The sequence below is a fragment of the Azospirillum sp. genome (assembly GCF_035628975.1).
Taxonomy (GTDB): Bacteria; Pseudomonadota; Alphaproteobacteria; order Azospirillales; family Azospirillaceae; genus Azospirillum.
In genome coordinates, this window is record NZ_DASPIS010000072.1 from 42,113 (window position 1) to 64,309 (window position 22,197).

Annotated in this window: 22 protein-coding genes; 8 read left to right on the forward strand and 14 right to left on the reverse strand. The window is 66.6% G+C overall.

Features of this window, described 5'->3' with window-relative positions:
• Nucleotides 1–48 precede the first annotated feature (48 nt).
• Complete coding sequence (ubiA, locus tag VD964_RS16265) at nt 49–996, reverse strand: 4-hydroxybenzoate octaprenyltransferase (protein WP_324869576.1); 948 nt, start codon at nt 994–996, stop codon at nt 49–51.
• A 232-nt stretch (nt 997–1,228) separates the two neighbouring features.
• Between ubiA and VD964_RS16270 the strand changes: the two genes are divergently transcribed.
• From VD964_RS16270 to VD964_RS16280, 3 genes are all read left to right on the forward strand, one after another.
• The gene (locus VD964_RS16270; protein WP_324869577.1) at nt 1,229–1,612 is read left to right on the forward strand and encodes a response regulator; all 384 of its coding nucleotides are present in this window, start codon (nt 1,229–1,231) and stop codon (nt 1,610–1,612) included.
• A 169-nt stretch (nt 1,613–1,781) separates the two neighbouring features.
• The gene (locus VD964_RS16275) at nt 1,782–2,561 is read left to right on the forward strand and encodes a 16S rRNA (uracil(1498)-N(3))-methyltransferase (RefSeq protein ID WP_324869578.1); all 780 of its coding nucleotides are present in this window, start codon (nt 1,782–1,784) and stop codon (nt 2,559–2,561) included.
• 48 nt (nt 2,562–2,609) lie between these two features.
• Nucleotides 2,610–3,974, forward strand: coding sequence for a glutamate--cysteine ligase (locus VD964_RS16280; protein ID WP_324869579.1), 1,365 nt, complete (start codon nt 2,610–2,612; stop codon nt 3,972–3,974).
• Nucleotides 3,975–4,144: 170 nt separating this feature from the next.
• Here VD964_RS16280 and fdxB read toward each other — a convergent pair whose 3' ends face one another.
• From fdxB to VD964_RS16335, 11 genes are all read right to left on the reverse strand, one after another.
• Nucleotides 4,145–4,438, reverse strand: coding sequence for a ferredoxin III, nif-specific (gene fdxB, locus VD964_RS16285; RefSeq protein ID WP_324869580.1), 294 nt, complete (start codon nt 4,436–4,438; stop codon nt 4,145–4,147).
• A gap of 55 nt (nt 4,439–4,493) precedes the next feature.
• Complete coding sequence (locus VD964_RS16290) at nt 4,494–4,694, reverse strand: CCE_0567 family metalloprotein (protein WP_310114587.1); 201 nt, start codon at nt 4,692–4,694, stop codon at nt 4,494–4,496.
• A gap of 31 nt (nt 4,695–4,725) precedes the next feature.
• On the reverse strand, nt 4,726–5,181 hold the full coding sequence (locus VD964_RS16295) for a NifX-associated nitrogen fixation protein (RefSeq protein ID WP_324869581.1): 456 nt from the start codon (nt 5,179–5,181) through the stop codon (nt 4,726–4,728).
• A 2-nt stretch (nt 5,182–5,183) separates the two neighbouring features.
• A complete protein-coding gene (nifX, locus tag VD964_RS16300; protein WP_324869582.1) occupies nt 5,184–5,582 on the reverse strand; it encodes a nitrogen fixation protein NifX in 399 nt (132 codons plus the stop codon).
• Nucleotides 5,583–5,620: 38 nt separating this feature from the next.
• The gene (gene nifN, locus VD964_RS16305; protein WP_324869583.1) at nt 5,621–6,991 is read right to left on the reverse strand and encodes a nitrogenase iron-molybdenum cofactor biosynthesis protein NifN; all 1,371 of its coding nucleotides are present in this window, start codon (nt 6,989–6,991) and stop codon (nt 5,621–5,623) included.
• Between the two features lie 5 nt (nt 6,992–6,996).
• Nucleotides 6,997–8,403 carry a nitrogenase iron-molybdenum cofactor biosynthesis protein NifE gene (nifE, locus tag VD964_RS16310; RefSeq protein ID WP_324869584.1) on the reverse strand — a complete coding sequence of 469 codons (1,407 nt, stop codon included), beginning with the start codon at nt 8,401–8,403 and terminating at the stop codon, nt 6,997–6,999.
• 351 nt (nt 8,404–8,754) lie between these two features.
• A complete protein-coding gene (locus tag VD964_RS16315) occupies nt 8,755–8,892 on the reverse strand; it encodes a hypothetical protein (RefSeq protein ID WP_324869585.1) in 138 nt (45 codons plus the stop codon).
• A gap of 116 nt (nt 8,893–9,008) precedes the next feature.
• On the reverse strand, nt 9,009–10,568 hold the full coding sequence (nifK, locus tag VD964_RS16320) for a nitrogenase molybdenum-iron protein subunit beta (RefSeq protein ID WP_324869586.1): 1,560 nt from the start codon (nt 10,566–10,568) through the stop codon (nt 9,009–9,011).
• 31 nt (nt 10,569–10,599) lie between these two features.
• Nucleotides 10,600–12,039: a nitrogenase molybdenum-iron protein alpha chain gene (gene nifD, locus VD964_RS16325; RefSeq protein ID WP_111065782.1), complete on the reverse strand. Its 1,440-nt coding sequence runs from the start codon at nt 12,037–12,039 to the stop codon at nt 10,600–10,602.
• A 201-nt stretch (nt 12,040–12,240) separates the two neighbouring features.
• Nucleotides 12,241–13,137 (reverse strand): nitrogenase iron protein, encoded by an 897-nt coding sequence (gene nifH, locus VD964_RS16330; protein ID WP_098740339.1) that lies wholly within the window; start codon nt 13,135–13,137, stop codon nt 12,241–12,243.
• 437 nt (nt 13,138–13,574) lie between these two features.
• Nucleotides 13,575–14,888, reverse strand: coding sequence for a hypothetical protein (locus tag VD964_RS16335; protein WP_324869587.1), 1,314 nt, complete (start codon nt 14,886–14,888; stop codon nt 13,575–13,577).
• Nucleotides 14,889–15,073: 185 nt separating this feature from the next.
• Here VD964_RS16335 and VD964_RS16340 point away from each other — a divergent pair, with 185 nt between their 5' ends.
• From VD964_RS16340 to VD964_RS16360, 5 genes are all read left to right on the forward strand, one after another.
• The gene (locus tag VD964_RS16340) at nt 15,074–15,964 is read left to right on the forward strand and encodes an NAD(+)--dinitrogen-reductase ADP-D-ribosyltransferase (protein ID WP_414637171.1); all 891 of its coding nucleotides are present in this window, start codon (nt 15,074–15,076) and stop codon (nt 15,962–15,964) included.
• A 76-nt stretch (nt 15,965–16,040) separates the two neighbouring features.
• Nucleotides 16,041–16,964, forward strand: coding sequence for an ADP-ribosyl-[dinitrogen reductase] hydrolase (gene draG / locus VD964_RS16345; RefSeq protein WP_324869589.1), 924 nt, complete (start codon nt 16,041–16,043; stop codon nt 16,962–16,964).
• 3 nt (nt 16,965–16,967) lie between these two features.
• Nucleotides 16,968–17,390: an ArsC/Spx/MgsR family protein gene (locus VD964_RS16350; protein ID WP_324869590.1), complete on the forward strand. Its 423-nt coding sequence runs from the start codon at nt 16,968–16,970 to the stop codon at nt 17,388–17,390.
• Nucleotides 17,391–17,505: 115 nt separating this feature from the next.
• A complete protein-coding gene (locus VD964_RS16355; RefSeq protein ID WP_324869591.1) occupies nt 17,506–18,276 on the forward strand; it encodes a class II glutamine amidotransferase in 771 nt (256 codons plus the stop codon).
• A gap of 146 nt (nt 18,277–18,422) precedes the next feature.
• The gene (locus tag VD964_RS16360; RefSeq protein ID WP_324869592.1) at nt 18,423–19,046 is read left to right on the forward strand and encodes an FMN-dependent NADH-azoreductase; all 624 of its coding nucleotides are present in this window, start codon (nt 18,423–18,425) and stop codon (nt 19,044–19,046) included.
• 195 nt (nt 19,047–19,241) lie between these two features.
• Here the strand turns inward: VD964_RS16360 and VD964_RS16365 are convergent, their stop codons facing one another.
• Together VD964_RS16365 and ftsY are read right to left on the reverse strand one after the other, a co-directional pair.
• Nucleotides 19,242–20,750, reverse strand: a complete 1,509-nt coding sequence (locus VD964_RS16365; RefSeq protein WP_324869593.1) for an AMP nucleosidase — start codon at nt 20,748–20,750, stop codon at nt 19,242–19,244.
• A 98-nt stretch (nt 20,751–20,848) separates the two neighbouring features.
• Entirely contained in the window at nt 20,849–22,177 is a 1,329-nt protein-coding gene (ftsY, locus tag VD964_RS16370; protein ID WP_324869594.1) for a signal recognition particle-docking protein FtsY, read from the reverse strand.
• Nucleotides 22,178–22,197 lie beyond the last annotated feature (20 nt).

Below are 22,197 nucleotides of genomic sequence, written 5' to 3' on the forward strand. Positions count from 1 at the left end.
TAGGGAGGGGGCAATCGAAAAGCCAACCCCCTCCCCACCAACGCCTCCCTAAATCTTCCCGGCCAAAATCGCCGCCAGAACCAGCCAGCCGAACCAGCGGTTGGACTTGAACTTGTCCAGGCAGTCGCCCTGATCGTCCGGCCGCCATGTCGCGACCTGCCAGGCCAGTTGCAGCGCCGCCAGCGACAGCACCGGCAGGAACAGGCCGCCCAGACCGGCGAGGCGGCCGGCGATGCCGATGCCGACATAGGTCAGGGTGTAGAAGCCGTAGATCCAGATCTTGCTCTGGTCGCCCAGGCGCAGCGCGGTGGACTTCACGCCGATCCGGGCGTCGTCCTCCTTGTCCTGGTGGGCGTAGATGGTGTCGTACCCCAGCGTCCAGGCGATGCCGGTGACATAGAGCGCCAGCGCCGGCCAACCGACATCGTTCTGCACCGCGGCCCAGCCCATCAGGGCGCCCCAGTTGAAGGTCAGGCCCAGGAAGGCCTGCGGCCACCAGGTGATGCGCTTCATCAGCGGATAGGTGAAGACCAGCGCCAGCGACAGCACGCCCAGCCCGATGGCCATCATCCCCAGCTGCAGCAGGACCAGCAGCGACACCAGCAGCTGAAGCACCAGGAACGCCAGCGCCTGACGCACCGACACCTGTCCCGACGGGATCGGGCGGGAGCGGGTGCGTTCCACCATCGCGTCGAACTTGCGGTCCAGGATGTCGTTGACGGTGCAGCCGGCGCCGCGCATCAGAACGGCGCCGATCCCGAACAGCGCCATCAGCCAAAGCAGCGACGGCCAGTCGCGGAAGGGCTGCGGCATCGCCAGGGCCACGCTCCACCAGCAGGGGAACAGCAGCAGCCATGTCCCGATCGGACGGTCCAGCCGTGCCAGCGTGACATAGGGGCGCAAAGCTGCCGGCACGCGGCGGGCGAGCCACCCGTCTTGGCGGATGTCTGTAAAGCCTGAGTCGGGAAGAGTGGGACCGGTGGAGGCGGTGGGCATGACGGCGGCGTTCCCGCTGTGCTATTGAGATGTCTGAACAGGCAATCAGCGCGAAGGTATCGGGCTGCCGTCCAGGCGGCAAGCACGCTGCCATGGCCGGGTGCGAGGTGGGTGCGGCGTTAGGCCCGGGCTGTCGCTATGGAAAATAGCAGGTCGGGGGCTTGCACGCGCCAAAATCGCACCAATACTGTTTCTTCGTTGTAACCTCAGCGGTCTGCTATCTTAAATGGACATGAACGCAACACCGGACCGTTTCGCCATCGTCATCGACGACGAGTCGATCATATTGGCCGGGATGGAGATCATGCTGGACACCTGGGGCTACCGGGTACTGGCCGCCGAGGATGTGGAAACCGTCCTGGCGAAGCTGCCGGGCCATCCGGTTCCGGACGTGATCCTGTCCGATTACCGGCTGCGCGACGGCTGGTCGGGCATCACCGCCGTGCGTGCGGTGCGCGAGGCCTGCGGAGTTGCCGTTCCCGCCATCATCCTGACCGGCGACACCGGCGCCGAACTGATGGCCGCGGCCAAGGCCGAACAGGTGCGCATCCTGCACAAGCCCGTCCAGCCCAACGACTTGCGCCGTCAGATCGAGGCCGTGATCGCCCCAGTCTGATCGCCCCAGTCTGATCGCAGCGGTCCGGTCGCGAAAGCCTGATCCCCCGCGCTCCGGCCCGCCATCCGTTTTCCGCGCACCGCCCCTGCGCGTCACCGTTGTCTCTGATGTGCTGACTTGCACGCCCGCAGCCGGCTATAGTCGGCGCCGCCCCGCGGAGACGACAGCCATGGCCGACCCGATCAAGACCCGCCTGTATGTGGACAGCCCGCTGGCCGAAGGCCAGTCGGTCGGGCTGGACCATGAGCGCGCCCATTTCCTGCGCCATGTCCTGCGGCTCGACCGCGGCGATCCGGTCGCCGTGTTCAACGGCCGCGACGGCGAATGGCGCGCGGTGATCGATGGCTTCGGCAAGGGCTGGTGCTCGCTGACCGTGGCGAACCAGCGGCGGGAACAGGACACGACTCCGGACCTCTGGCTGCTGTTCGCCCCGCTGAAGAAGGGCCGCATCGACTTCGTCGCCGAAAAGGCGACGGAGATGGGGATCTCCCGCCTCTGGCCGGTCTTCACCCGCCGCACCGATCCCAACCGCGTCAACATCGACCGCCTGCGCGCCAATGCGGTGGAGGCGGCCGAGCAGTGCGAGCGCCTGAGCGTACCGGAGATGGGCGAGGCTCTGCCGCTGGACCGCGTGCTGGCCGGCTGGCCGGCCGACCGCCGGCTCTATCTGTGCGCGGAGGCCGGCTCCGCCCGCCCCATCGCCGATGTGCTGCGCGACGCGCCCCCCGGTCCCGCGGCCTTGCTGGTCGGGCCGGAGGGCGGCTTCGACCAGTCGGAACTTGACGAACTCGCCAAACTCCCCTTTGTTGTTCCGGTGGGATTGGGTCCGCGCATCCTGCGGGCCGATACGGCGGTGGTGGCGGCGCTGGCTTGCTGGCAGTCCTTGGCCGGGGATTGGACTGCCGGGGGAAGCGACCGGCGTCCGCCTTTCCGCGCGCCGACCCCTTAACCGGCCGCCATCCGGCCGTTCCTCCGTCCACTTCCCGCGAGAGACTTCATGTCCGCACCCCCGACCACGCGCGGCGAACCCATCACCGACCGCCGCCAACTGGTGGCCTATCTCGAATCCGGCAGCAAGCCGGCGCCGGACTGGCGCATCGGGACCGAGCACGAGAAGTTCGCCTACCGCACCTCCGACTTGCGGCCGCTGCCCTATGACGGGCCGGACGGCATCCGCGAACTGCTGACCCGCATGACCCGCTTCGGCTGGCAGCCGGTGGAGGAAAAGGGCAACATCATCGCGTTGGTCCAGGACATGGCCAACATCACGCTGGAGCCGGGCGGGCAGGTCGAACTGTCGGGCGCGCCGCTGGAGACCCTGCACCAGACCTGCGCCGAGGTGCACCGCCACCTGCGCCAGGTGAAGGAGGTCGGGTCGGAGCTTGGCATCGCCATGATGGGGCTGGGCTTCCAGCCGAAATGGACGCGCGACGACATCCCGTGGATGCCCAAGGGCCGCTACAAGATCATGCGCGACTACATGCCGAAGGTCGGCTCGCTCGGCCTCGACATGATGACGCGGACCTGTACGGTGCAGGTCAACCTGGACTTCGCGTCCGAAGCGGACATGGTGAAGAAGTTCCGCGTGTCGCTGGCCCTGCAGCCGATCGCGACCGCGCTGTTCGCCATGTCGCCCTTCACCGAGGGAAAGCCGAACGGCTTCCAGAGCTTCCGCAGCCACATCTGGACCGACACCGATCCGGACCGCACCGGCGACATCCCCTTCGTGTTCGAGGACGGCTTCGGTTTCGAGCGCTACGTCGACTACCTGCTTGATACGCCGATGTACTTCGTCTACCGCGACGGCACCTACATCGATGCCGCCGGCCAATCCTTCCGCGCCTATATGGACGGCAAGCTGCCGGCCCTGCCGGGCGAGCTGCCGCTGATCACCGACTGGGCCGACCACACCACCACCGCCTTCCCGGAAGTGCGGCTGAAGAAGTATCTGGAGATGCGCGGCGCCGACGGCGGTCCGTGGCGCAGCCTGTGCGCCCTGCCGGCGCTGTGGGTCGGGCTGCTCTACGATCAGGTGGCGCTGGATGCGGCCTGGGATCTGGTGAAGGACTGGACGACCGAGGAGCGCGCGCATTTGCGCGCCGAGGTGCCGCGGTCGGGCCTGCGCACCAGCTTCCGCGACCGCAGCGTGCGCGAGGTGGCCCGGGAGGTTGTGGCGATCGCCCGCGACGGGCTGGCTCGGCGTGCCCGCAACGACAATTGGGGCGACGACGAGACCCACTTCCTCGACACCCTGCAGGTCATCGCCGAGACCGGCCGCAGCCCGGCCGACGAGCTTCTGGAGAAGTTCAACGGTCCCTGGGGCGGCAGCGTCGATCCGGTGTTCAAGGAGTATGCGTACTGAGGGGAGCGGGGGCTTTGCCGAGGTGAGGCCCCCTCCCTAACCCTCCCCCTCTTCGAGGGAGAGGGAACTGCCGCTGCTCTGCGACCAACTCCCTCTACCGCCAAAGGCGGGGGAGGGAAGGGGCGCAAGCTGCAAAGCTTGGGAAGGGAGGGGGCACCCGGGCGAGGCCCCTACGCCGCCACCGCGACATGCGTGATGCAGTTCTTCGAACACACCTTGGAGCAGCTTTCGCAGCCGATGCAGTTGGCCGCGGTCTCGACCGTCATCACCTTCTTCTCGGCCTCGTCGTCGAAGGCCTCGACGACGTCGCCGTCCTCGGTCAGGCCGATCATGTTCAGCACGCCGCGGCCGCAGACCTTGAAGCAGCGGCCGCAGCCGATGCATTGCTTCTGATCGATGGTTTCGACGAATTTCGGGGTCCAGCTCTGACCACCCCGGGTGGTGCCGGTCAGGAACTCAGCCATGGGAATGCTCCTCTCGGGAAAGGGTGCGCCTAAGCTTTTTTGAAAATGGAGGGGATCACGCCTTCTCCAGCGCCTTCAGCGCCGCCCGCTTCTCGGTCAGGGTCTTGAAGGCGTCATAGGTTTCCTGCGCCACCGTCAGGATGGTCTGCCAATTCTGCGGAAGCTCTTCCGACAAATCGTGCAAATCCATCTTCTTCTGCGTGGCGCGGGCGTTCAGCTTCTTGATCTCGTCCTTCAGGGCGTCGATGTCGCTCATGGTCGTGCTCCCAAGGGCTTGAAGAACCGGCTCAGAGGTTTGCGACCTCGGGGTATTCCCGGATCAGCGCCACCGCGTCCTCGACCAGCTTGGCGCCGTCGGCGGCCAGTTTCTCGATGCTGGGGAAGCCGAAGCGGTGGACGTCGCGCAGGGTTTTCGACACCACCACCAGCCGGCCGGTGGTCAGGATCATGCGGCCGAAGCCCTCGTGGCTCATCTTCATCATCGGCGAGGCCATCATGCCGGTCTGCTTTTCGACCGTGACGCCGACCGCCTTGTAGAACAGCTCCAGCCGCCACAGCGTGTCCGGGTCGGGATCGCCGATGATCGGGATGGCGGCGCGCGCCTCCTTGTCCAGGATGAAGGGGGCGAGCAGAGCCTCGTCCGGCTTGCCTTCCCAGGCGCCATAGCTGTCCTCGGCACGGAACAGCAGGACCAGCGTCTTCACGAACTGGTCGGCGACGGACACTTCAGCCAATTCGGCCATGCTCAGACCTCCTCCTCGTCGAAATGGAATTGCGGCGTCTCGCCCATCGCCTTGCGCAGCCAGGGCGGCGGGTTGCCGTTCAGCGTCTGGACCAGCTTGTCGAGCAGGGCGGGGATGGTTTCCGTGGCCTCGACCTTCACCGGATGGATCTTCTTCGCCACCACGCGGGCGGCGGCCGAGGCGCCGATGGCCGACAGGTAGATGATGGCGACGTCGGCCAGCGCCTCCAGCTTGGGCACCAGCTTGTCCTCGTTGCCGTCCTCGAACATCGAGCCGCCGAACTGGAAGGTCTCCAGAAAGGCATGGCCCTGGCGGTCGACCCGATAGACGGCGATGTTCTTGGCCCAGCCGAAATGCGCATCGACGTGCTGCATGTCCTGGGTGCAGAAAGCGACCTTCATCGATCCTCCTTGTGTCGGGCGGGGGGCCTGCACCACGCTCAGACGGCGTTGCATCCGCATGATCCGCCTCCGCAGCCGTGCGATTCGCCCGATTCGTGGTTCTCGTGGTCCATCTCGCGGGCGAGGAACAGGTTGCCGATCTCGCACAGCAGCTCGCGCGTGCCGCGGTAGCCGACCTGGACGCGCAGTCCCGCACCCAGCCGGTCGAACATCGGCAGGCCCATGCGGTGCAGCGGCACGCCGATCCGCGCGGCTCCCTGCCGACCGTGCGAGTTGGAGACGATCAGGTCGACGTCGCGGGCCAGCGTCTCCAGGTCGGAATGATCGCCGACCATGATGGTGGCGGCCTTCAGCCGTTCCAGAACCGGACTTTGAGTCGGCGACACCGCGGCGACCACCTCGGCCCCCATGTCGGTGAGGAAGCTGGTGACGGCGTAGAGCAGGTCGGGTTCCAGCGCCACGGCGATGCGCTTGCGGCTGTAGAAGAAATGCCCGTCCAGCATGGCGTCGACCAGGGCCTCGCGCTGGCGCCGCAGCCGGGCCGGCGCCGGCTTGCCCGACAGCTCCATAGCCAAGCGGACCAGCTTGTCCGATGCCTCCAGCCCGGTCAGCCGGCTGAAGAAATGGCTGGGCACGTCGGTCTTCAATTCCAGCGCGTTGCCGGCGACCCGCATATGCTCGCCGATCACGATGGTCGCGGCCGAGGCGCCCATGGCGCGGATCTGCTCCACTGTCACGCCGCCCAGCGATGTGGCGGTGAAGTCGGTCGGTTGGCGGCCGGACATCGACAGCGACAGGTCGGGCAGCATGATCGGCGACAGGCCGAAGCCCTCGATGATGTCGCGCAACTCCTCGACATCGCCGGGCGACAGGTGGCTGCCGGCCAGCACATTGACCTGGGTCGGGATGCGCACCGGCGACGGTTCGACCAGCCGTTCCACCATTGCGGTCACTGCGGCGGCGAAGCCGTCCTCGAACCCGCCGGCGAAGTCGGGGGTGTTGGCGAAGACCAGGGCGGTGTCGGCCATGTCGGGGTTGCGCTGGCGGAACAGCGTGTACTGTCCGCCCATGTCCTCGCCCTTGGTCTCGGTCACGCCGGTGGTGGCGACGCCGATCATGGCGGGCTTGTTGCGCTCCACGATGGTGCGGATCGCCTGCTCCAGATTGTCGTAGCCGCCGAGGATGGTGGCGACCTGATCCATCGCCGTGGTCTGCAACGGGATCGCCTCGCGGAAATGGCGGACCAGCAGCACCAGCCCGAAGGCGGTGCAGCCCTGCGACCCGTGGAACAGCGGCAGGCAGCGGTCTATTCCGAGATAGGCCAGCGCCGCGCCCAGCGGCTGGCTCATCTTCAGCGGGTTGGTGGAGGCAGCCTTGGCGGCGGAGGGGAAGCGCTGGATGTGGGACATCGGTCTCACTCCGCCGCAAGAAGGGTGGAGGACGGGCCGGACTCCCACGGTGCCGGCTGGCGGACCTGACGCCAGATCGGGTTGGACAGCGTCTTGTCGATCTCCTCGCAGAGATTGACGATGCCGTCATAGCCGGCATAGGCGTGGTGGCGCTCCTGGTTGATGTCGAGCCAGGGAACCTTTGCCTTCAGCGAGATGAACTGCGACCGGCCGCCGGACATCATGATGTCGGCCTGATCGTCGGCCAGCATCTTGTAGATGTCGCGCGGCTTCAGATCGTCCCACTGGTGGAACTCCTCGCCCTTCATCTTCTTGATGCGCTCCTTGTCCTCCTTGGTCGACTTCTTGGTGGAGGTGCCGAGGATGGTCAGCCCGGCGCCTTCCAGCGCGCTGACCATCGACCAGCTCTTGACCCCGCCGGTGAAGAGGAGGACGCGCTTGCCCTCGAAGCGCGGCTTGTAGGGTTCCAGACGGCGCCAGACGCGGCTTTCCTCCCGCGCGATCACGCCCTCCGCCCGGTCGATCAGGGCCTTGTCGGCGCCGCGCTCCACCAGCATGCGGGCCATGGTGCGCAGGGTGTCCGACATGTCGGACACGCCATAGAAGGACCCCTCGAAATAGGGGATGCCGTAGCGCTCCTGCATCTTGCGGCCGACATTCACCAGCGCCTGGCTGCACACCATCATGGTGACGCGGGCGCGGTGGGCCTGGGCCACCTCGTTGTAGCGGCCGTCGCCGGAAATGCAGGACAAGAGGCGGATGCCGATTTCGTCCAGCAGCGGCTTGACCAGCCACAGCTCTCCCGCGAGGTTGTATTCGCCGATGATGCAGATGTCGGTGGGGGTGGTGTATTCCGGCTCCACCGTGCCGATGACATGCTCAAGCAGGGCCTCGCCGGCCAGCTTGTTGCCGAGATTCTTCGATCCGACGAAGCCCGGCGCATCCACCGGGATCACCGGCTTGCCCAGCTTCTGCGTCGCGAACTTGCAGACCGCGGCGATGTCGTCGCCGGTCATCGCCGGCACACAGGTCTGATAGACGAAGACGGCCGGCGGGTCGTATTGCTGAACGATCTCCTTGATGGCGCGGTAGAGCTTCTTCTCGCCGCCGCCGATGACGTCCAGTTCCGACAGGTCGGTGGTGAAGCCGGTGCGGTAGAGCTGCGGGCCGGAGGATTGCGAGCCGCGATTGTCCCAGCTGTTGCCCAGGCAGGCGATCGGTCCATGGACCAGATGGGCGGCGTCGGCGATCGGCTGCAACACGATCATCGCGCCGTCATAGGCGCAGCCGCCGGCCGCCGCGCCAGGCTTCAGCGACTTGGTGCAGCCCTTCTTCTTCTCCTTGGCCGACTTTGCCTGATTGGTCGCGCAGCCCGGTTCGTTGAAGACGTCCTGGATCTTGTCCTGGAGCATGCCCGCTCTCCCATCCTGGCGCCGGAAATGGCTCTGCGGAACCTGTTGCAGGGGGCGTGCCAGAAGGTAAGTTGTTGATAAGCAATGATTGTCGGGTTCCACGGCCCTGTCCGATAGATGACAATAGGGGGCCGGGGCGGGCGTCTTGTCGGGTGTCGCACATGGGGGGTGGAGCGGCATCCAACTCCCTCTCCCCCCGGGGAGAGGGTCGGGGTGAGGGGGATGCATAGGATGGATTCTCGATAAAGGGCCGCCGCGCGTCCCCCCTCACCCTAACCCTCTCCCCGGGGGGAGAGGGGATTCCATGGTGCATCGGGGTCGGTGCATCCCGTAGGCGATCGCCCGCCCGCCTCAGCCGGCGCGCACCTCGCGGATGAAGCGGTCGACCTCCACCGACAGCTGCTCGGCACCGACGGGGGTTCCGGCGCGAATGACGCACCTTGCAAACGGGATCCAATGCGCAAAAAGAAACCCGGAGCGCGCCGTCACCGACGCACTCCGGGCTGGGGAGGTTGCCGTCGGGCCGGGGGGATGGAAACCCCGGCCCGACGGGTAGACTGGAACCGATGCTTGATCCGATGCCTGAACTGCTGTCGGCGTGCCGGTCAGCGGATCAGGTCGAACGAGTAGTCGGTCTGGCCGACGATGTTGGTGTTGGCGTCGATGTCCTCGAAGATCCGGTCAAGGATCCGCACCAGCACGTTCAGCGCGCCCTGGTAGCCCCAGGTCGGGTAGCGGTGGTGGTGGTGGCGGTCGAAGATCGGGTAGGTCAGGCGGATCAGCGGAACCTTGGTGTCGCGCTCCAGATACTTGCCGTAGCTGTTGCCGATGATGTAGTCCACCTTGTCGGTGAAGATCAGCGAGCGCAGGTGCCACAGGTCCTTGCCGCCATAGGCCGCACCGGACTTGCCGAAGGGCGAGCCGTCCAGCACCTTCTGGACCTGCTTCTCCCACTTCTTGGAGCCCGAGGTGGACAGGATGTGCACCGGCTCCGCACCCAGTTCCAGCAGGAACTTGGTCATGCCCAGGCAGAAGTCCGGGTCGCCATAGACGGCGAAGCGCTTGCCGTGCATGTGGGTGTGGCTGTCGGCAATGGCGTCGACCAGCCGGCCGCGCTCCAGCTTCAAGCTGGCCGGCACCGGCTTGCCCGACAGTTCCGCCAGCTTCAGCAGCAGCTCGTCAGTGGCGGTGACGCCCATCGGGTAGTTGAACTTGGCGACGTCCTGGCCCTTCTCCTTGCAGAATTGCAGGGTCTGAGTCGTGTTGTACTCCTGCATGGAGATGGTGGCCTTGGCATGCAGGGCCTCCTTGGTCTCCTCGATGGTGGTGCCGCCGTCATACATGCGGTACTCGCCATCCATCGGCGTGTCGAAATTGTCGGACACGTCGGACAGGATCTGCAGCTTCAGGCCGAACTCGCCGGCGATGCGCTTCAGTTCGCGGTTGTTGCCGACGGCGAAGCCGTCGAAGCCCGGGATCAGGTTGATCTGCTCGGTCTTGGGCGTGTCGAAATTCTCCGACGTGCCCCAGAAGTTGCTCAGGATCCCCTTGATCATGTTGTCGTAGCCGACGATGTGGCTGCCGACGAAGGCCGGGGTGTGGGCGAACGGCACCGGGAAGTCGGCCGGCACGCTTTCCTTGTTCTTCGCGTTGGCGATGAAGCCCTGCAGGTCGTCGCCGATCACCTCGGCCATGCAGGTGGTCATCACCGCGATCATCTTCGGCTTGTAGAGCGCATAGGCGTTCGCCAGGCCGTCGATCATGTTGTTCAGGCCGCCGAACACCGCCGCGTCCTCCGTCATCGACGAGGAGACCGCGCTGTTCGGCTCCTTGAAGTGGCGGGTCAGGTGGGTGCGGTAATAGGCGACGCAGCCCTGGGAGCCATGGACGAAAGGCAGGGTGCCCTCGAAGCCCTGGGCGGCGAACATCGCGCCGATCGGCTGGCAGGCCTTGGTCGGGTTGATGACCACCGCTTCACGGGCGAAGTTCTTCGCCTTGTAGTCCTCGGACTTGGTCCATTCGGAAACGCGGGCGACTTCCTCGTCCGAATGGCCGTACTCGAACTCGGTCTTCTTCTTCTCGAACATCGCCGCATATTCGGGCTGCCGGAAGAGGGTGTAGTGGTCGAGGACCTTGTCGGCGCTCTGCGAAAGCTTGTCGGTCATTCTCAAATTCTCCTGTTCCAGAGGCCGATGGTCAGAACGGGGCCTTCATCACGCCCCAGACGGGGTTGTTGATGGCCAGGTCCATGTCGCGGGCGAAGATCGCGAAGCCGTCATAGCCGTGGTACGGGCCGGAATAATCCCAGCTGTGCATCTGGCGGAACGGCAGGCCCATCTTCTGGAACACGTACTTTTCCTTGATGCCCGACGCGACGAGGTCGGGACGCATCGCCTCGACGAACTTCTCCAGTTCGAACGCGGTGACGTCGTCGTAGATCAGCGTGCCTTCCTTCACATAATGGGGCGTGCGCTGATAGTCGTCGTTGTGGGCGAACTCGTAACCGGTGCCGATGATCTCCATGCCGAGGTCATGGTAGGCATCGACGACGTGGCGGGGACGCAGGCCGCCGACGTAGATCATGACCTTCTTGCCGTCCAGCCGCGGCTTGTACTTGGCGATGACCGCATCGACCATCGGCTGGTAGCGGGCGATGACCTTCTCGGCGTTCTCCTTGATCTTGTCGTCGAAGAGAGCGGCGATCTTGCGCAGGGACTCGGCGATCTGGCTCGGGCCGAAGAAGTTGTATTCCATCCAAGGAATATTGTACTTCTCTTCCATGTGGCGCGCGATGTAGTTCATCGAGCGGTAGCAGTGGATCAGGTTGACCTTGGCCTTCGGCGTGTTCTCCAGCTCGGCCATGGTGCCGTCGCCCGACCACTGGGCGATCACGCGCAGACCGATCTCCTCCAGCAGGATGCGGGAAGACCAGGCGTCGCCGCCGATATTGTAGTCGCCGATGATGGTGACGTCATAGGGGGTGGAGACGAAGTCGGCCTTGGGTTCCGTCTTCTCGAACACCCAGTCGCGGATGGCGTCGTTGGCGATGTGGTGGCCCAGCGACTGGGACACGCCGCGGAAGCCTTCGCAGCGCACGGGGATGACCGGCTTGCCGATTTCCGCCGACTTGGCGCGGGCGACCGCCTCGATGTCGTCGCCGATCAGGCCGATCGGGCATTCCGACTGGATCGAGATGCCGTTCACCAGCGGGAACAGCTCGTTGATTTCCTCGATGACCTTGTGCAGCTTCTTGTCGCCGCCGAAGACGATGTCCTTCTCCTGGAAGTCGGAGGTGAAGTGCATCGTGCCCCAGCTGTCCACGCCGGTGTCGCCGATGTAGTAGTTGCGGCGGCCGGACCAGGAGTAGTAGCCGCAGCCCACGGGCCCGTGGGAGATGTGGATCATGTCCTTGATCGGACCCCACACCACGCCCTTGGAACCGGCATAGGCGCAGCCGCGGATCGTCATGACGCCGGGGATGGACTTGACGTTCGACTTGACGCCGCAGTCCTTGGCCTCGGCCTCCAGCACGTTCAGGTGCTTGGCGCGGCGCTTGCGGGACTTTTCGGGATAGGCTTCGAGGACTTCGTTGACGAGGTTCTTGACGTCGACCGTGGTGTTCTCGGACAGGCTCATAGCCGGCCTCCTGCTTGAATATTCCGCGCCGCTTCAGCGCGTGACCGAGCCCCTCCCTCCCACGCCGACGTCGCCCGGCCGGAACCGGTGGGCAGTCGTTGGGTCGACGTCGTGCGGGGCTGGGGAAAAGGGCCAGTGTTCAGGCGGTCCCCCCTGCGCGGGGGCAGGGGGGCCGGTAGGCAACCGTCGCTACGCCCGGGATCAGGCGCCGGCCTTCGCCGCTTCCTTGGCAGCCAGCTCGGCGAGCTGCTGCTCCTCGGTCTTCATGATGCCGAAGTCCATCAGCATCTCTTCCAGCTCTTCCATGGTGATCGGGGTCGGGATGCAACCCTGGCCCGAGTTCGCGTGGATCTTGTTGGCGAGCGCGCGGTATTCGCCGGCCTGCTTGCTGTCCGGGGCGTATTCGATGACCGTCATGCGGCGCAGCTCGGCGTGCTGCACGATGTTGTCGCGCGGCACGAAGTGGATCAGCTTGGAACCGAGGCGCTTGGCCAGCGCGTCGGCCAGATCCCATTCCTTGTCCGTCTGACGCTCGTTGCAGATCAGGCCGCCGAGACGGACGCCGCCGCTGTGCGCGTACTTCAGGATGCCCTTGGCGATGTTGTTGGCGGCGTACAGCGCCATCATCTCGCCGGACATGACGATGTAGATTTCCTGGGCCTTGTTCTCGCGGATCGGCATGGCGAAGCCGCCGCAGACCACGTCGCCCAGCACGTCGTAGGACACATAGTCCACGTCGTCGTAGGCGCCGTTCTCTTCCAGGAAGTTGATCGAGGTGATGACGCCGCGGCCGGCGCAGCCGACGCCCGGCTCCGGACCGCCGGACTCGACGCACTTGATGTTCTTGTAGCCGATCTTGAGGACGTCCTCGAGTTCCAGATCCTCGACCGAACCGGCCTCGGCGGCCAGATGCAGGACGGTGTCCTGGGCCTTTGCGTGCAGGATCAGGCGGGTCGAGTCGGCCTTCGGATCGCAGCCGACGATCAGGATCTTCTGATCCAGCTCGACCAGCGCGGCCAGCGTGTTCTGAGAGGTGGTGGACTTGCCGATACCGCCCTTGCCGTAAAAGGCGATCTGACGCAGAGGCGCTTTGGCCATGTGGGTCGCTCCTGTGCTTGGGTCGTGGGACTGTGCTTCGATCCGGTGCGGCCGGTTCGTGGCCGCTTCGGATTTCATGGATTGCACGACCCGTGCCAGAGCGGTAATGCCTGATAAGTAACTGAATCTATTATGTTATTTGGTGTGGCGACGCGTGCCTTCTCTTTGTCGGGGTCCCGACACACACGACAAAGCCCGACATTTTGTCGGGTCTTTTCGTGGGGGCTATGGGGAGGTGTCGGCTTTCGAATGCCCCCACCTAACCTCCCCCGCTCTCAGCGGACCTACGGTCCGCCTGCCGCGTCAGCACAAAGCATAGCTTTGTGCGAGAGCTGGGCGGGGAAGGGACTGTCGCCGCATGGCGGCAAAGCTCCTGTCCCCCTCCCCCGCCCAGCGGGGGAGGGTCGGGGTGGGGGCAATACATCGCAGAGGCTATCCTACCGCCCCTCGCCCAAAGCCTCGCTCGCCACGACGATGCGCAGCGCCAACTCCTCCACCGCCTCGTCGCGGTCCATGTCGTAGAGAAGCTGTGCCAGCAGCCGGCCGCGCGCCACCAAGCGACGGGCCAATGCCGGATCGGCGGGCTTCGCCAGCAGCGCCTCGACCAGCCTTTCGCCGGTCAGGCGGGCCAGCGCGTCGCAGCGGTCGATCAGCCGCTGCTTCAGCGTGTCCACGGCGGCGGGGCGGCCGGCGTGGGTCAGGTCGGCGCAGAAATGGTGCAGGCTGCGCAGCTGGCGCAGCAGCGCCGCGAACAGAAGGTCGTCCAGTTCGCCGCCGACCGCCGCCTTGCCGACAAGATCGAACAATGTGTCGGAAAGCCGCCATGCCGCCGAAAGCCAGTCGTTCATCGCCTTGCGGTCTGCCGGCTCGACGAAGGGGCCGGACTCCTCCTTCGTCTCCTCCTGGTCGTCCAGGTTGCGAAGCGCGATGACGATCAGCCCATCGGCCTGGGCGAGCGTGGCGAGGCTGGCATGAAGCGCCTTCAGCCCACGGTCGGCGACGAATCCCTCGATCGCCTCGGTGGCGCGGTGCAGGGAATAGCGGGCAAGCCGGCGCGATTGATAGACGACGTCCTGCAACGCACTGCCGCCGCCCAGCGCCTCCAGCACCATCCGCCGCACCTCGAAGCGCAGCAGGGCGCGGGCCAGCCGGTCGATGCCGCCGACGTCGATGGGGCGGCGGTCCCTGGTCAGCGCGTCGGCGGTGGCGCGGGCGTCGGTCTCGATGGCGCCGATCACTGCCTGGAGATGGCCCTTGCCGCCGCCGCGCATCCGCCCGACCAGCGCCCGCATCGCCTCGGCAAGGTCGATGGCGCTGGGCAGGCTTTCCTCATGGGCGGTGCGGCCGGTCACCAGCCGGTCGATCAGATGGTCGCGCACCCCCGGCAGCAGCACGTCGGTGACGATCTGCCCGATCGGCCGCAACAGCGCCTCCAGCATCCGGCCCGGCGGCTGACCGGCCAGCCCCGGCAGCGGGTTGACCGGCTTGGGAACCAGCCTTGGGCGATGCGGCTCCAGCAGCTCCAGCACCGCGTCGCCGCGCAGGGGCGTGATGGTGCCGCGCAGAAGCTGTGCGAGGCGCAGGGCCGTTCGCGCCTCGTCGATGCCGCGCGGCGGAAGACCGTCGGGTGCTGCCGGTGCGGCGAGGGCGGGCTGGGGAGACGGTGGTGGCGTCCGGACAAGCGTCTGCGTGGGCACCGGCGGGGTGCGCCGGCGCCGGCTGTCGTCGTACTTGGTCGGCCAGAAGGCCATGCGGGTGCCGCCGGATCGTAAGCGTCGCTGTACTGAGTATGGGGACGGACCGTTCGGCTTCAAACGGACAATGTTGCGACATGCGGCACTGGAACCCTTCCGGTTGCGGTGGTCCGGGCTTGGCACGCGCCCGCTTATACAATATCCATATAAGGAGTAATGACATTTGGATGGAGCGGACCGGCGTGGCGGATGGAGTGGCGACACAGGATGCGAGTGGTCGGACGACGACGTCCGATTCGCCCCCTGATTCGCCATTGGCCCTTCGCGCCCACCGCGCCAACCTCGTCAACATCCCGGCCGCCGCGCTGTGCAGCGAAGCCTACAATGACGAGCCGCGGCGCCTGCGCATCGGCGCCACCCGCAGCGAGCACGCCGCCTTGTTCGAGGCGCTGGACGAAAGCCCCGACGCGCTGACCGCATCGGACGTCTTCCAGCGCCATATGGCCGAGGTGTTCGGGGTGAACCCCGACTTTTCCGGGGCGGAGGGGCCGGACGGCAAACGCCGTTTCCGTGCCAGCTACCTGCGCCTGCTGAAGGGCTGGATGTTCGACAGCAACCGGGCGGAAGGCGCGGTGATGAAGGGGTGGGTGGAAAGCCGGTTCGGACTGCTGCCGACCTTCCATGGCGAACCGATCCGCCGCTTCGCCTCCGACGCGTGGGCGGCCTATGGCGAGCAGAGGCAGTCGACCCGCTTCCACAACAACAACATCCACCTGCAGCTCGACCTTCTGTACGAGTTCTGCCAATGGACGATCCGCCGCGGCTGGCCCGACGCGCCGATGCCCAACTGGGCCTCGCACATCCGGCTGTACCGGGGCGTCAACGATTTCGAGGAACACCACATCGTCGCCCGGCCGGACAAGCGCACGGCGGTGCTTCGGCTGAACAACCTGTGTTCCTTTTCCATCAACCGCGACATCGCCGGCCAGTTCGGCGACTACATCCTCGATGCCTGGGTGCCGCTGCCCAAGGTGGTCTTCTTCCGCGACATCCTGCCGCGCTACCCGTTCCAGGGCGAAGGAGAATATCTGGTGATCGGCGGGGATTACCGGGTGGGTGTGTCGCTTCTCTGACAACCTCACGCCGGGCGTCGGCCTGTGGGCCGTTTGCCGGGCGCACCAGGAAAGGGCGGGCATTTCGCCCCATGGCATGACCGATCCGACGATTCCGACGCCCGAACTCCGTTCCCCTGAAATCCGATCCAGGTCGCTCGGCGCCTATCTCGGCCTCGCCTGCGGCGATGCGCTGGGGGCGACGGTCGAGTTCCTGACCAAGGGCGAGATCGCCCACCAATATGGCGTCCACAAGCACATCAAGGGCGGCGGCTGGCTGAAGCTGCCGGCCGGGCAGGTGACCGACGACACCGAGATGTCGCTGCATCTCGGCCGCGCCATCCTGTCCGGGCCGGAGTGGGAGGCCCGCCGCGCCGCGGAGGAGTTCGCCATCTGGCTGAAATCGGTGCCGGTCGATGTCGGCGACACGACGCGCCGCGGCATCCGCCGCTTCATCATGCACGGCACGCTGGAGGAGCCGGAGTCGGAGTACCACGCCGGCAACGGCGCGGCGATGCGCAACCTTCCGGTGGCGCTGGCGACGCTGGGCGACGACGCGGCCTTCGAGCGCTGGTCGGTGGAGCAGTCGCACATCACCCATTGCAACCAGCTGTCCGATTCCGCGGTGGTCGCGCTGGGCCGAATGGTGCGGCGACTGGTGCTCGGCGGCGGTGTCCTCGCAGCACGGGAGGAGGCGAACGCCCTGATCGCCAGGCACCGCCAGTTCAAGTTCGAACCCTACCGCGGCCTGTCCACCGCCTTCATCGTGGATACGGTGCAGACCGTCTTCCACTATTACTTCCAGACCGATTCGGTCGAATCCTGCGTGGTGGAGACGGTGAACCAGGGCGGCGACGCCGACACCACCGGCGCCATTGCCGGCATGCTGGCCGGCGCCACCTATGGCGTCGAGTCGATTCCGCCGCGCTGGCTGCGCAAGCTGGACCGCAAGGTCTACGACGAGATTTGTCAGCAAACCGACGCGCTGCTTGCCCGCGCACCGATGTTCCAGGGGAGATGAGCGATGGCCGATGTGGTGTTCTTCGAAAAGCCCGGCTGCGGAGGCAATGCCCGCCAGAAGGCCCTGCTGGAGCGGGCCGGTCACCGCGTGCTCGCCCGTGACCTGCTGAGCGAGCCCTGGACGCCCGAAACGCTCCGCCCCTTCTTCGGCGACCGTCCGGTGGCGGACTGGTTCAACCGCGCCGCCCCGGCGGTGAAGAGCGGCGAGGTGGTGCCGGAGGCGATGGACGAGGCCGCGGCGCTGGCCGCGATGGTCGAACGGCCGCTGCTGATCCGCCGCCCGCTGATGCAGGTCGGCGACCGCCGCGACTGCGGATTCGAGACCGACCGGGTGGATGCCTGGATCGGACTGGGCGGCGCCATGCCGGCGGAAGGGAAGATGGAAGGCTGCTTGCGGCCGGACATGCCGCCCTGTCCGAAGCCATAAGGACCGAAACCCTCACGTGCATAAGGGCGCGAGCCATGTCAACGCGTGACCTCGCCCGCCACCTGTCGTAGCTTGTCGCCCCCAAGGGCGACGACCAGCGGCAGACGAGGACATCATGTGCGAACTCCTGGGCATGAGCGCCAACGTGCCCACGGACATCTGCTTCAGCTTCGCCGGCCTGATGCGTCGCGGCGGACAGACCGGGCCGCACCGCGACGGCTGGGGCATCGCCTTTTATGAGGGGAAGGGCTGCCGCACCTTCCACGACCCGGCTCCCAGCAGCGAATCGGAAATCGCCCGGCTGGTCAGCCAGTATTCGATCAAGTCCTGCACGGTGATCTCGCACATCCGCCGGGCCAACCGCGGCCGGGTGTCGCTGGAGAACACCCACCCTTTCACCCGCGAGCTGTGGGGCCGGGTTTGGACCTTCGCCCACAATGGTCAGTTGAAGGGCATCAAGGACCGCGTGTTGACCTTCTACGAGCCGGTCGGCAGCACCGACAGCGAGCATGCCTTCTGCTGGCTGCTCGACCAGATCCGCATGCAGTATCCGGAGCCGCCGAAGACCACCGCCGGCCTGATGAAGCTGATCCGCCATCTGGCTGCCGATCTGGGGACGCTCGGTGTCTTCAACATGCTGCTCAGCGACGGGCGCTACCTGTGGTGCCACTGCGCCACCAACCTCGCCTGGCTGACCCGCAAGGCGCCGTTCGGTGCCGCCACCCTGCTTGATGCCGACATGAGCGTCGACTTCTCCAAGGAGACGACGCCCAACGACGTCGTCACCGTGATCGCCACCCGCCCGCTGACCAGGGACGAGGCCTGGACGGTGATGCAGCCGGGGCAGATGGCGGTCTTCCGCGGCGGGGCGCTGGTGACGCGCTGACCCGGTCCACCTGCGCCGATTGTTGCTTGTCCAGAGACGATCTTTCGCACACAGACAGGCTTAACCGCCGGAAAACAAAGGAGCATCTTGGTCGTCAGAACCCGGCCGGGACATACGGCCGCAACAACCAAGAGGCTCCTTCCGCCATGACCACGATCCTGCATGTCGACTCCAGCCCGCTCGGCACCGTGTCCGTCACCCGCCAGCTGACCGCCTCCATCGTCGAGGCACTGGTGAAGGCCGAGCCGTCGGCCACCGTCGTCACCCGCGATGTCGCCGCCAACCCGCCGGCCCATCTGGACGGCGAACTGCTGCAGGTCGTCAAGCTCGGCGTCGTCGAGGGCCTGAGCCCGCGCCAAAGCGAAGAGTTGGCCCTGACCAATGCGCTGCTCGACGAGTTCCTGGCCGCCGACGTCGTCGTGATCGGCGCGCCGATGTACAACTTCTCCATTCCGACCCAGCTGAAGGCCTGGATCGACCGCCTCGCCCAGGCTGGCCGCACCTTCCGCTACACCGAGAAGGGTCCCGAGGGTCTGGCCGGCGGCAAGCGCGTGATCGTGGCGTCCGGGCGCGGCGGCGTCTATTCGACCAACCCGGCGCTGGCCGGCCTGGACCACCAAGAAGCATATCTGCGCACGGTGTTCGGTTTCTTCGGCATCACCGACGTGACCTTCATCCGCGCCGAGGGCATCGGCATGGGGCCGGAAGCCAAGGACAAGGCGCTGGCCGGCGCCGCGAAGGAGATCGAGGGGTTGCTGGTCGCGGCTTGAGGCTGACGGGGGCGGCTGCGGTTGCCCCCTCCCTAACCCTCCCCCGCCCTCGGTCGGCCGAAGGCCGATCAAGGGCGGGAGAGGGGACTGCCGCTGGACGCCGACAAAGCTCCTGCCCCCTCTCCCGCGATCGGATCGGCCTTCGGCCGACCGAGGGCGGGGGAGGGATGGGGAGGGGGCACCCCACCGACCCCCCTACTGGAACGCCACCTCCGCCAGGCTGCGCAGCTTGCGGGAGTGCAGCGTCTCCATCCCGTGCTCGCGCAGCAGTTCCATCGCCAGCACGCCGATCTTCAGATGCTGGTCGACCCGCTCGCGGTAGAAGCGGTCGGCCATGCCCGGCAGTTTCAGCTGCCCGTGCATCGGCTTGTCCGACACGCACAGCAACGTCCCGTACGGCACGCGGAAGCGGAAACCGTTCGCGGCGATCGTCGCGCTTTCCATGTCCAGCGCGATGGCGCGGCTCTGGCTGAAGCGCATCAGCGGTTCGCGGTGGTCGCGCAGTTCCCAGTTGCGGTTGTCGATGGTCGCCACCGTGCCGGTGCGCATGATGCTCTTCAGGTCGAAGCCCGACAGGCCGGTCACCCGCTCCACCGCCGTCTCCAGCGCGCGCTGAACCTCGGCCAATGCCGGCACAGGCACCCACAGCGGCAAATCGGCGTCCAGCACATGGTCCTCGCGGACATAGCCGTGGGCCAGCACATAGTCGCCCAGCCGCTGGGTGTGGCGCAGCCCGGCGCAGTGGCCCAGCATCAGCCAGGCATGCGGGCGCAGCACCGCGATGTGGTCGGTGATGGTCTTGGCGTTCGACGGCCCGACGCCGATGTTGACCAGGGTGATGCCGTTGCCGTCCGGCCGTTTCAGGTGATAGGCCGGCATCTGCGGCATGCGCGTCAGCTTGGCCGCTGGAACATCCGCCGCGCCGCCCAGGTTCCGGTTGGTGGTGACGATGTCGCCCGGCTCGACGAAGCTGTCATACTGGCTGCGGTAGGCGGCCAGATCGGCATCGCCGGTCGGCTCCATGATCTCGCGCGACAGCCGGATGAACTCGTCCACATAGAACTGGTAGTTGGTGAACAGGACGAAGTTCTGGAAATGCTCCGGCGCGGTCGCGGTGTAGTGGCGCAGCCGGTGCAGCGAGAAATCCACCCGCGGGGCCGTGAACAGCGCCAGCGGCTTCACCGCGTCCATTCCGGCATCGCAGGTTCCGTTGACGATGGTGTCGTCCATCCGCGCCAGATCGGGCAGGTCGAACAGGTCCGGCAGCTTGGTCAGCCGGTCCGGCGGCAAATCGCCTTCCACATACATGCCGTTGGGGAAGGCGAAATGGATCGGGATCGCCTCCTCGCTGACACCGACCTCCAGCGGGACGTCGTGGTTGCGCAGCAGAAGCGTGAATTGTTCCAGCAGATAGCGTTCGAACAGGTCGGGGCGCGTCACCGTGGTGGAATGGACGCCGACCCCCTCGACGAAGCCGTAGGACAGCCGGGTGTCGACCGCGGCTCCCGACACGGCGGTCATCCGGACATAGGGGTAATAGGCCCGGTTCCGCCCGCCTTCCTCCTCGCCCTGGGTGTAGGCGGCGAAGCGGTCGCGCAGGTAAGCGGTGTTGCGATCGTAGATGTCGCGCACGCAGGCCAGCGCGGCTTTGGCATCGGTGAAGCGCCCGGCCGACCCGGGCTGGAGCGGGGCTTTATCAGTCATGTCGTCAAAGATGGGGTACGAACGGCCGGCTGGGAAGGCCGAATTTCGGCCAATCCCCTGCACTTATCCCTTCGGAGATGACGAAACGCCCCCACCGGTCAGTCGGCGTTCAGCCCCATCAGCGACTTGGCGAAGGCATCCGCATCGAAGGGGCGCAGGTCGTAGACGCCCTCTCCGACGCCGATGGCGTGGACCGGGATCTTGAACTTCTCCGCCAGGGAGACCAGCACGCCGCCGCGGGCGGAGCCGTCCAGCTTGGTCAGGATCAGGCCGTTGACGTTGACCATGTCGCGGAAGATCTCCACCTGGCTGTGCGCGTTCTGGCCGGTGGTGGCGTCCAGCGTCAGCAGGGTGGTGTGCGGCGCCGTCTCGTCCAGCTTCTTGATGACGCGGACGATCTTGCGAAGCTCCTCCATCAGGCCGGTCTTGTTCTGCAGCCGGCCGGCGGTGTCGATCAGCAGCACGTCGACCTTCTCGGCCCGTGCGCGTTCCAGCGCGTCATAGGCAAGGCCGGCGGCATCCGCCCCGGTGTCGCGGGCGACGACCGGGCAGCCGGTGCGCTCGCCCCAGATCTTCAGCTGGCTGACCGCGGCGGCGCGGAAGGTGTCGCCGGCGGCCAGCATCACGCTCTTGCCCTCCGCCTTGAACTGGCGGGCGAGCTTGCCGATGGTGGTGGTCTTGCCGGTGCCGTTGACGCCGACGACCAGGATGACATGCGGCTTCAGCGCCGGGTCCAGAACCAGCGGCTTGGCGACGGGGGTGACGATCTTCGACACCTCGGCCGCCAGCGTCGACTTGACCTCCTCCGGCGAGACTTCCTTGCCGAAGCGGGTGCGCGCCAGTTCCGCCGTCACCTTCGCCGCGGTCGCAGGGCCGAGGTCGGCGGTGATCAGCAGCTCTTCCAACTCCTCCAGCGCCTCGTCGTCCAGCTTGCGCTTGGTGAAGATGCTGGTGATGCCGTCGGTCAGCTTGGACGAGGACTTCGACAGTCCTTCCTTCAGCTTGGCGAACCAGCCCTTCCTGGTCGGCGGCGCCTCTTCGGCAGCGGCGGCAACAGGTGCGGGGGCTGGAGCCGGCGGCAGTTCCGGAACCGCTTCAGGCTCCGGCACCGGGGCAGGGGCCACCGGGGCAGGGGCGGGGGGCGGCTCGACGGGTGCGGCAGCGGGCGGAGGGGGGACCGGCGTCTGCGCGACGGGAGCCGGCGGCGCGGGCGGCGGTTCGGCGCTCGGCGGGGTGGGCGCCAGTTCCGGCACCGGCTCGACCTCCGGCTTCGGCGCAGGCGGAGCGGCTGGGGGCTCGGGCGCTTTTTCCGGCTCGGGTTCCGGCGCGGGGGTGGCGGACTCCAGAGTGACCGACTCGTCTTTCGCCGCCTCGTCCTTGGGCGCGGTCTCTTCGGGCTTCTTGCGGCCGAACCAGCGGAAAATCATGGAGTGTCCACTATGAGAGG

What these genes read in the sequence shown, in the direction of transcription:
- ubiA (WP_324869576.1), bottom strand. Translation starts at nt 996, where the DNA reads ATGCCCACCGCCTCCACCGGTCCCACTCTTCCCGACTCAGGCTTTACA.
- nifN (WP_324869583.1), bottom strand. Translation starts at nt 6,991, where the DNA reads ATGTCCCACATCCAGCGCTTCCCCTCCGCCGCCAAGGCTGCCTCCACC.
- VD964_RS16280 (WP_324869579.1), top strand. Translation starts at nt 2,610, where the DNA reads ATGTCCGCACCCCCGACCACGCGCGGCGAACCCATCACCGACCGCCGC.
- nifK (WP_324869586.1), bottom strand. Translation starts at nt 10,568, where the DNA reads ATGACCGACAAGCTTTCGCAGAGCGCCGACAAGGTCCTCGACCACTAC.
- nifX (WP_324869582.1), bottom strand. Translation starts at nt 5,582, where the DNA reads ATGAAGGTCGCTTTCTGCACCCAGGACATGCAGCACGTCGATGCGCAT.
- VD964_RS16365 (WP_324869593.1), bottom strand. Translation starts at nt 20,750, where the DNA reads ATGACTGATAAAGCCCCGCTCCAGCCCGGGTCGGCCGGGCGCTTCACC.
- nifD (WP_111065782.1), bottom strand. Translation starts at nt 12,039, where the DNA reads ATGAGCCTGTCCGAGAACACCACGGTCGACGTCAAGAACCTCGTCAAC.
- nifE (WP_324869584.1), bottom strand. Translation starts at nt 8,403, where the DNA reads ATGCTCCAGGACAAGATCCAGGACGTCTTCAACGAACCGGGCTGCGCG.
- VD964_RS16270 (WP_324869577.1), top strand. Translation starts at nt 1,229, where the DNA reads ATGAACGCAACACCGGACCGTTTCGCCATCGTCATCGACGACGAGTCG.
- nifH (WP_098740339.1), bottom strand. Translation starts at nt 13,137, where the DNA reads ATGGCCAAAGCGCCTCTGCGTCAGATCGCCTTTTACGGCAAGGGCGGT.
- VD964_RS16275 (WP_324869578.1), top strand. Translation starts at nt 1,782, where the DNA reads ATGGCCGACCCGATCAAGACCCGCCTGTATGTGGACAGCCCGCTGGCC.
- ftsY (WP_324869594.1), bottom strand. Translation starts at nt 22,177, where the DNA reads ATGATTTTCCGCTGGTTCGGCCGCAAGAAGCCCGAAGAGACCGCGCCC.
- draG (WP_324869589.1), top strand. Translation starts at nt 16,041, where the DNA reads ATGACCGATCCGACGATTCCGACGCCCGAACTCCGTTCCCCTGAAATC.
- VD964_RS16355 (WP_324869591.1), top strand. Translation starts at nt 17,506, where the DNA reads ATGTGCGAACTCCTGGGCATGAGCGCCAACGTGCCCACGGACATCTGC.
- VD964_RS16360 (WP_324869592.1), top strand. Translation starts at nt 18,423, where the DNA reads ATGACCACGATCCTGCATGTCGACTCCAGCCCGCTCGGCACCGTGTCC.
- VD964_RS16335 (WP_324869587.1), bottom strand. Translation starts at nt 14,888, where the DNA reads ATGGCCTTCTGGCCGACCAAGTACGACGACAGCCGGCGCCGGCGCACC.
- VD964_RS16295 (WP_324869581.1), bottom strand. Translation starts at nt 5,181, where the DNA reads ATGGCCGAATTGGCTGAAGTGTCCGTCGCCGACCAGTTCGTGAAGACG.
- VD964_RS16290 (WP_310114587.1), bottom strand. Translation starts at nt 4,694, where the DNA reads ATGAGCGACATCGACGCCCTGAAGGACGAGATCAAGAAGCTGAACGCC.
- VD964_RS16350 (WP_324869590.1), top strand. Translation starts at nt 16,968, where the DNA reads ATGGCCGATGTGGTGTTCTTCGAAAAGCCCGGCTGCGGAGGCAATGCC.
- fdxB (WP_324869580.1), bottom strand. Translation starts at nt 4,438, where the DNA reads ATGGCTGAGTTCCTGACCGGCACCACCCGGGGTGGTCAGAGCTGGACC.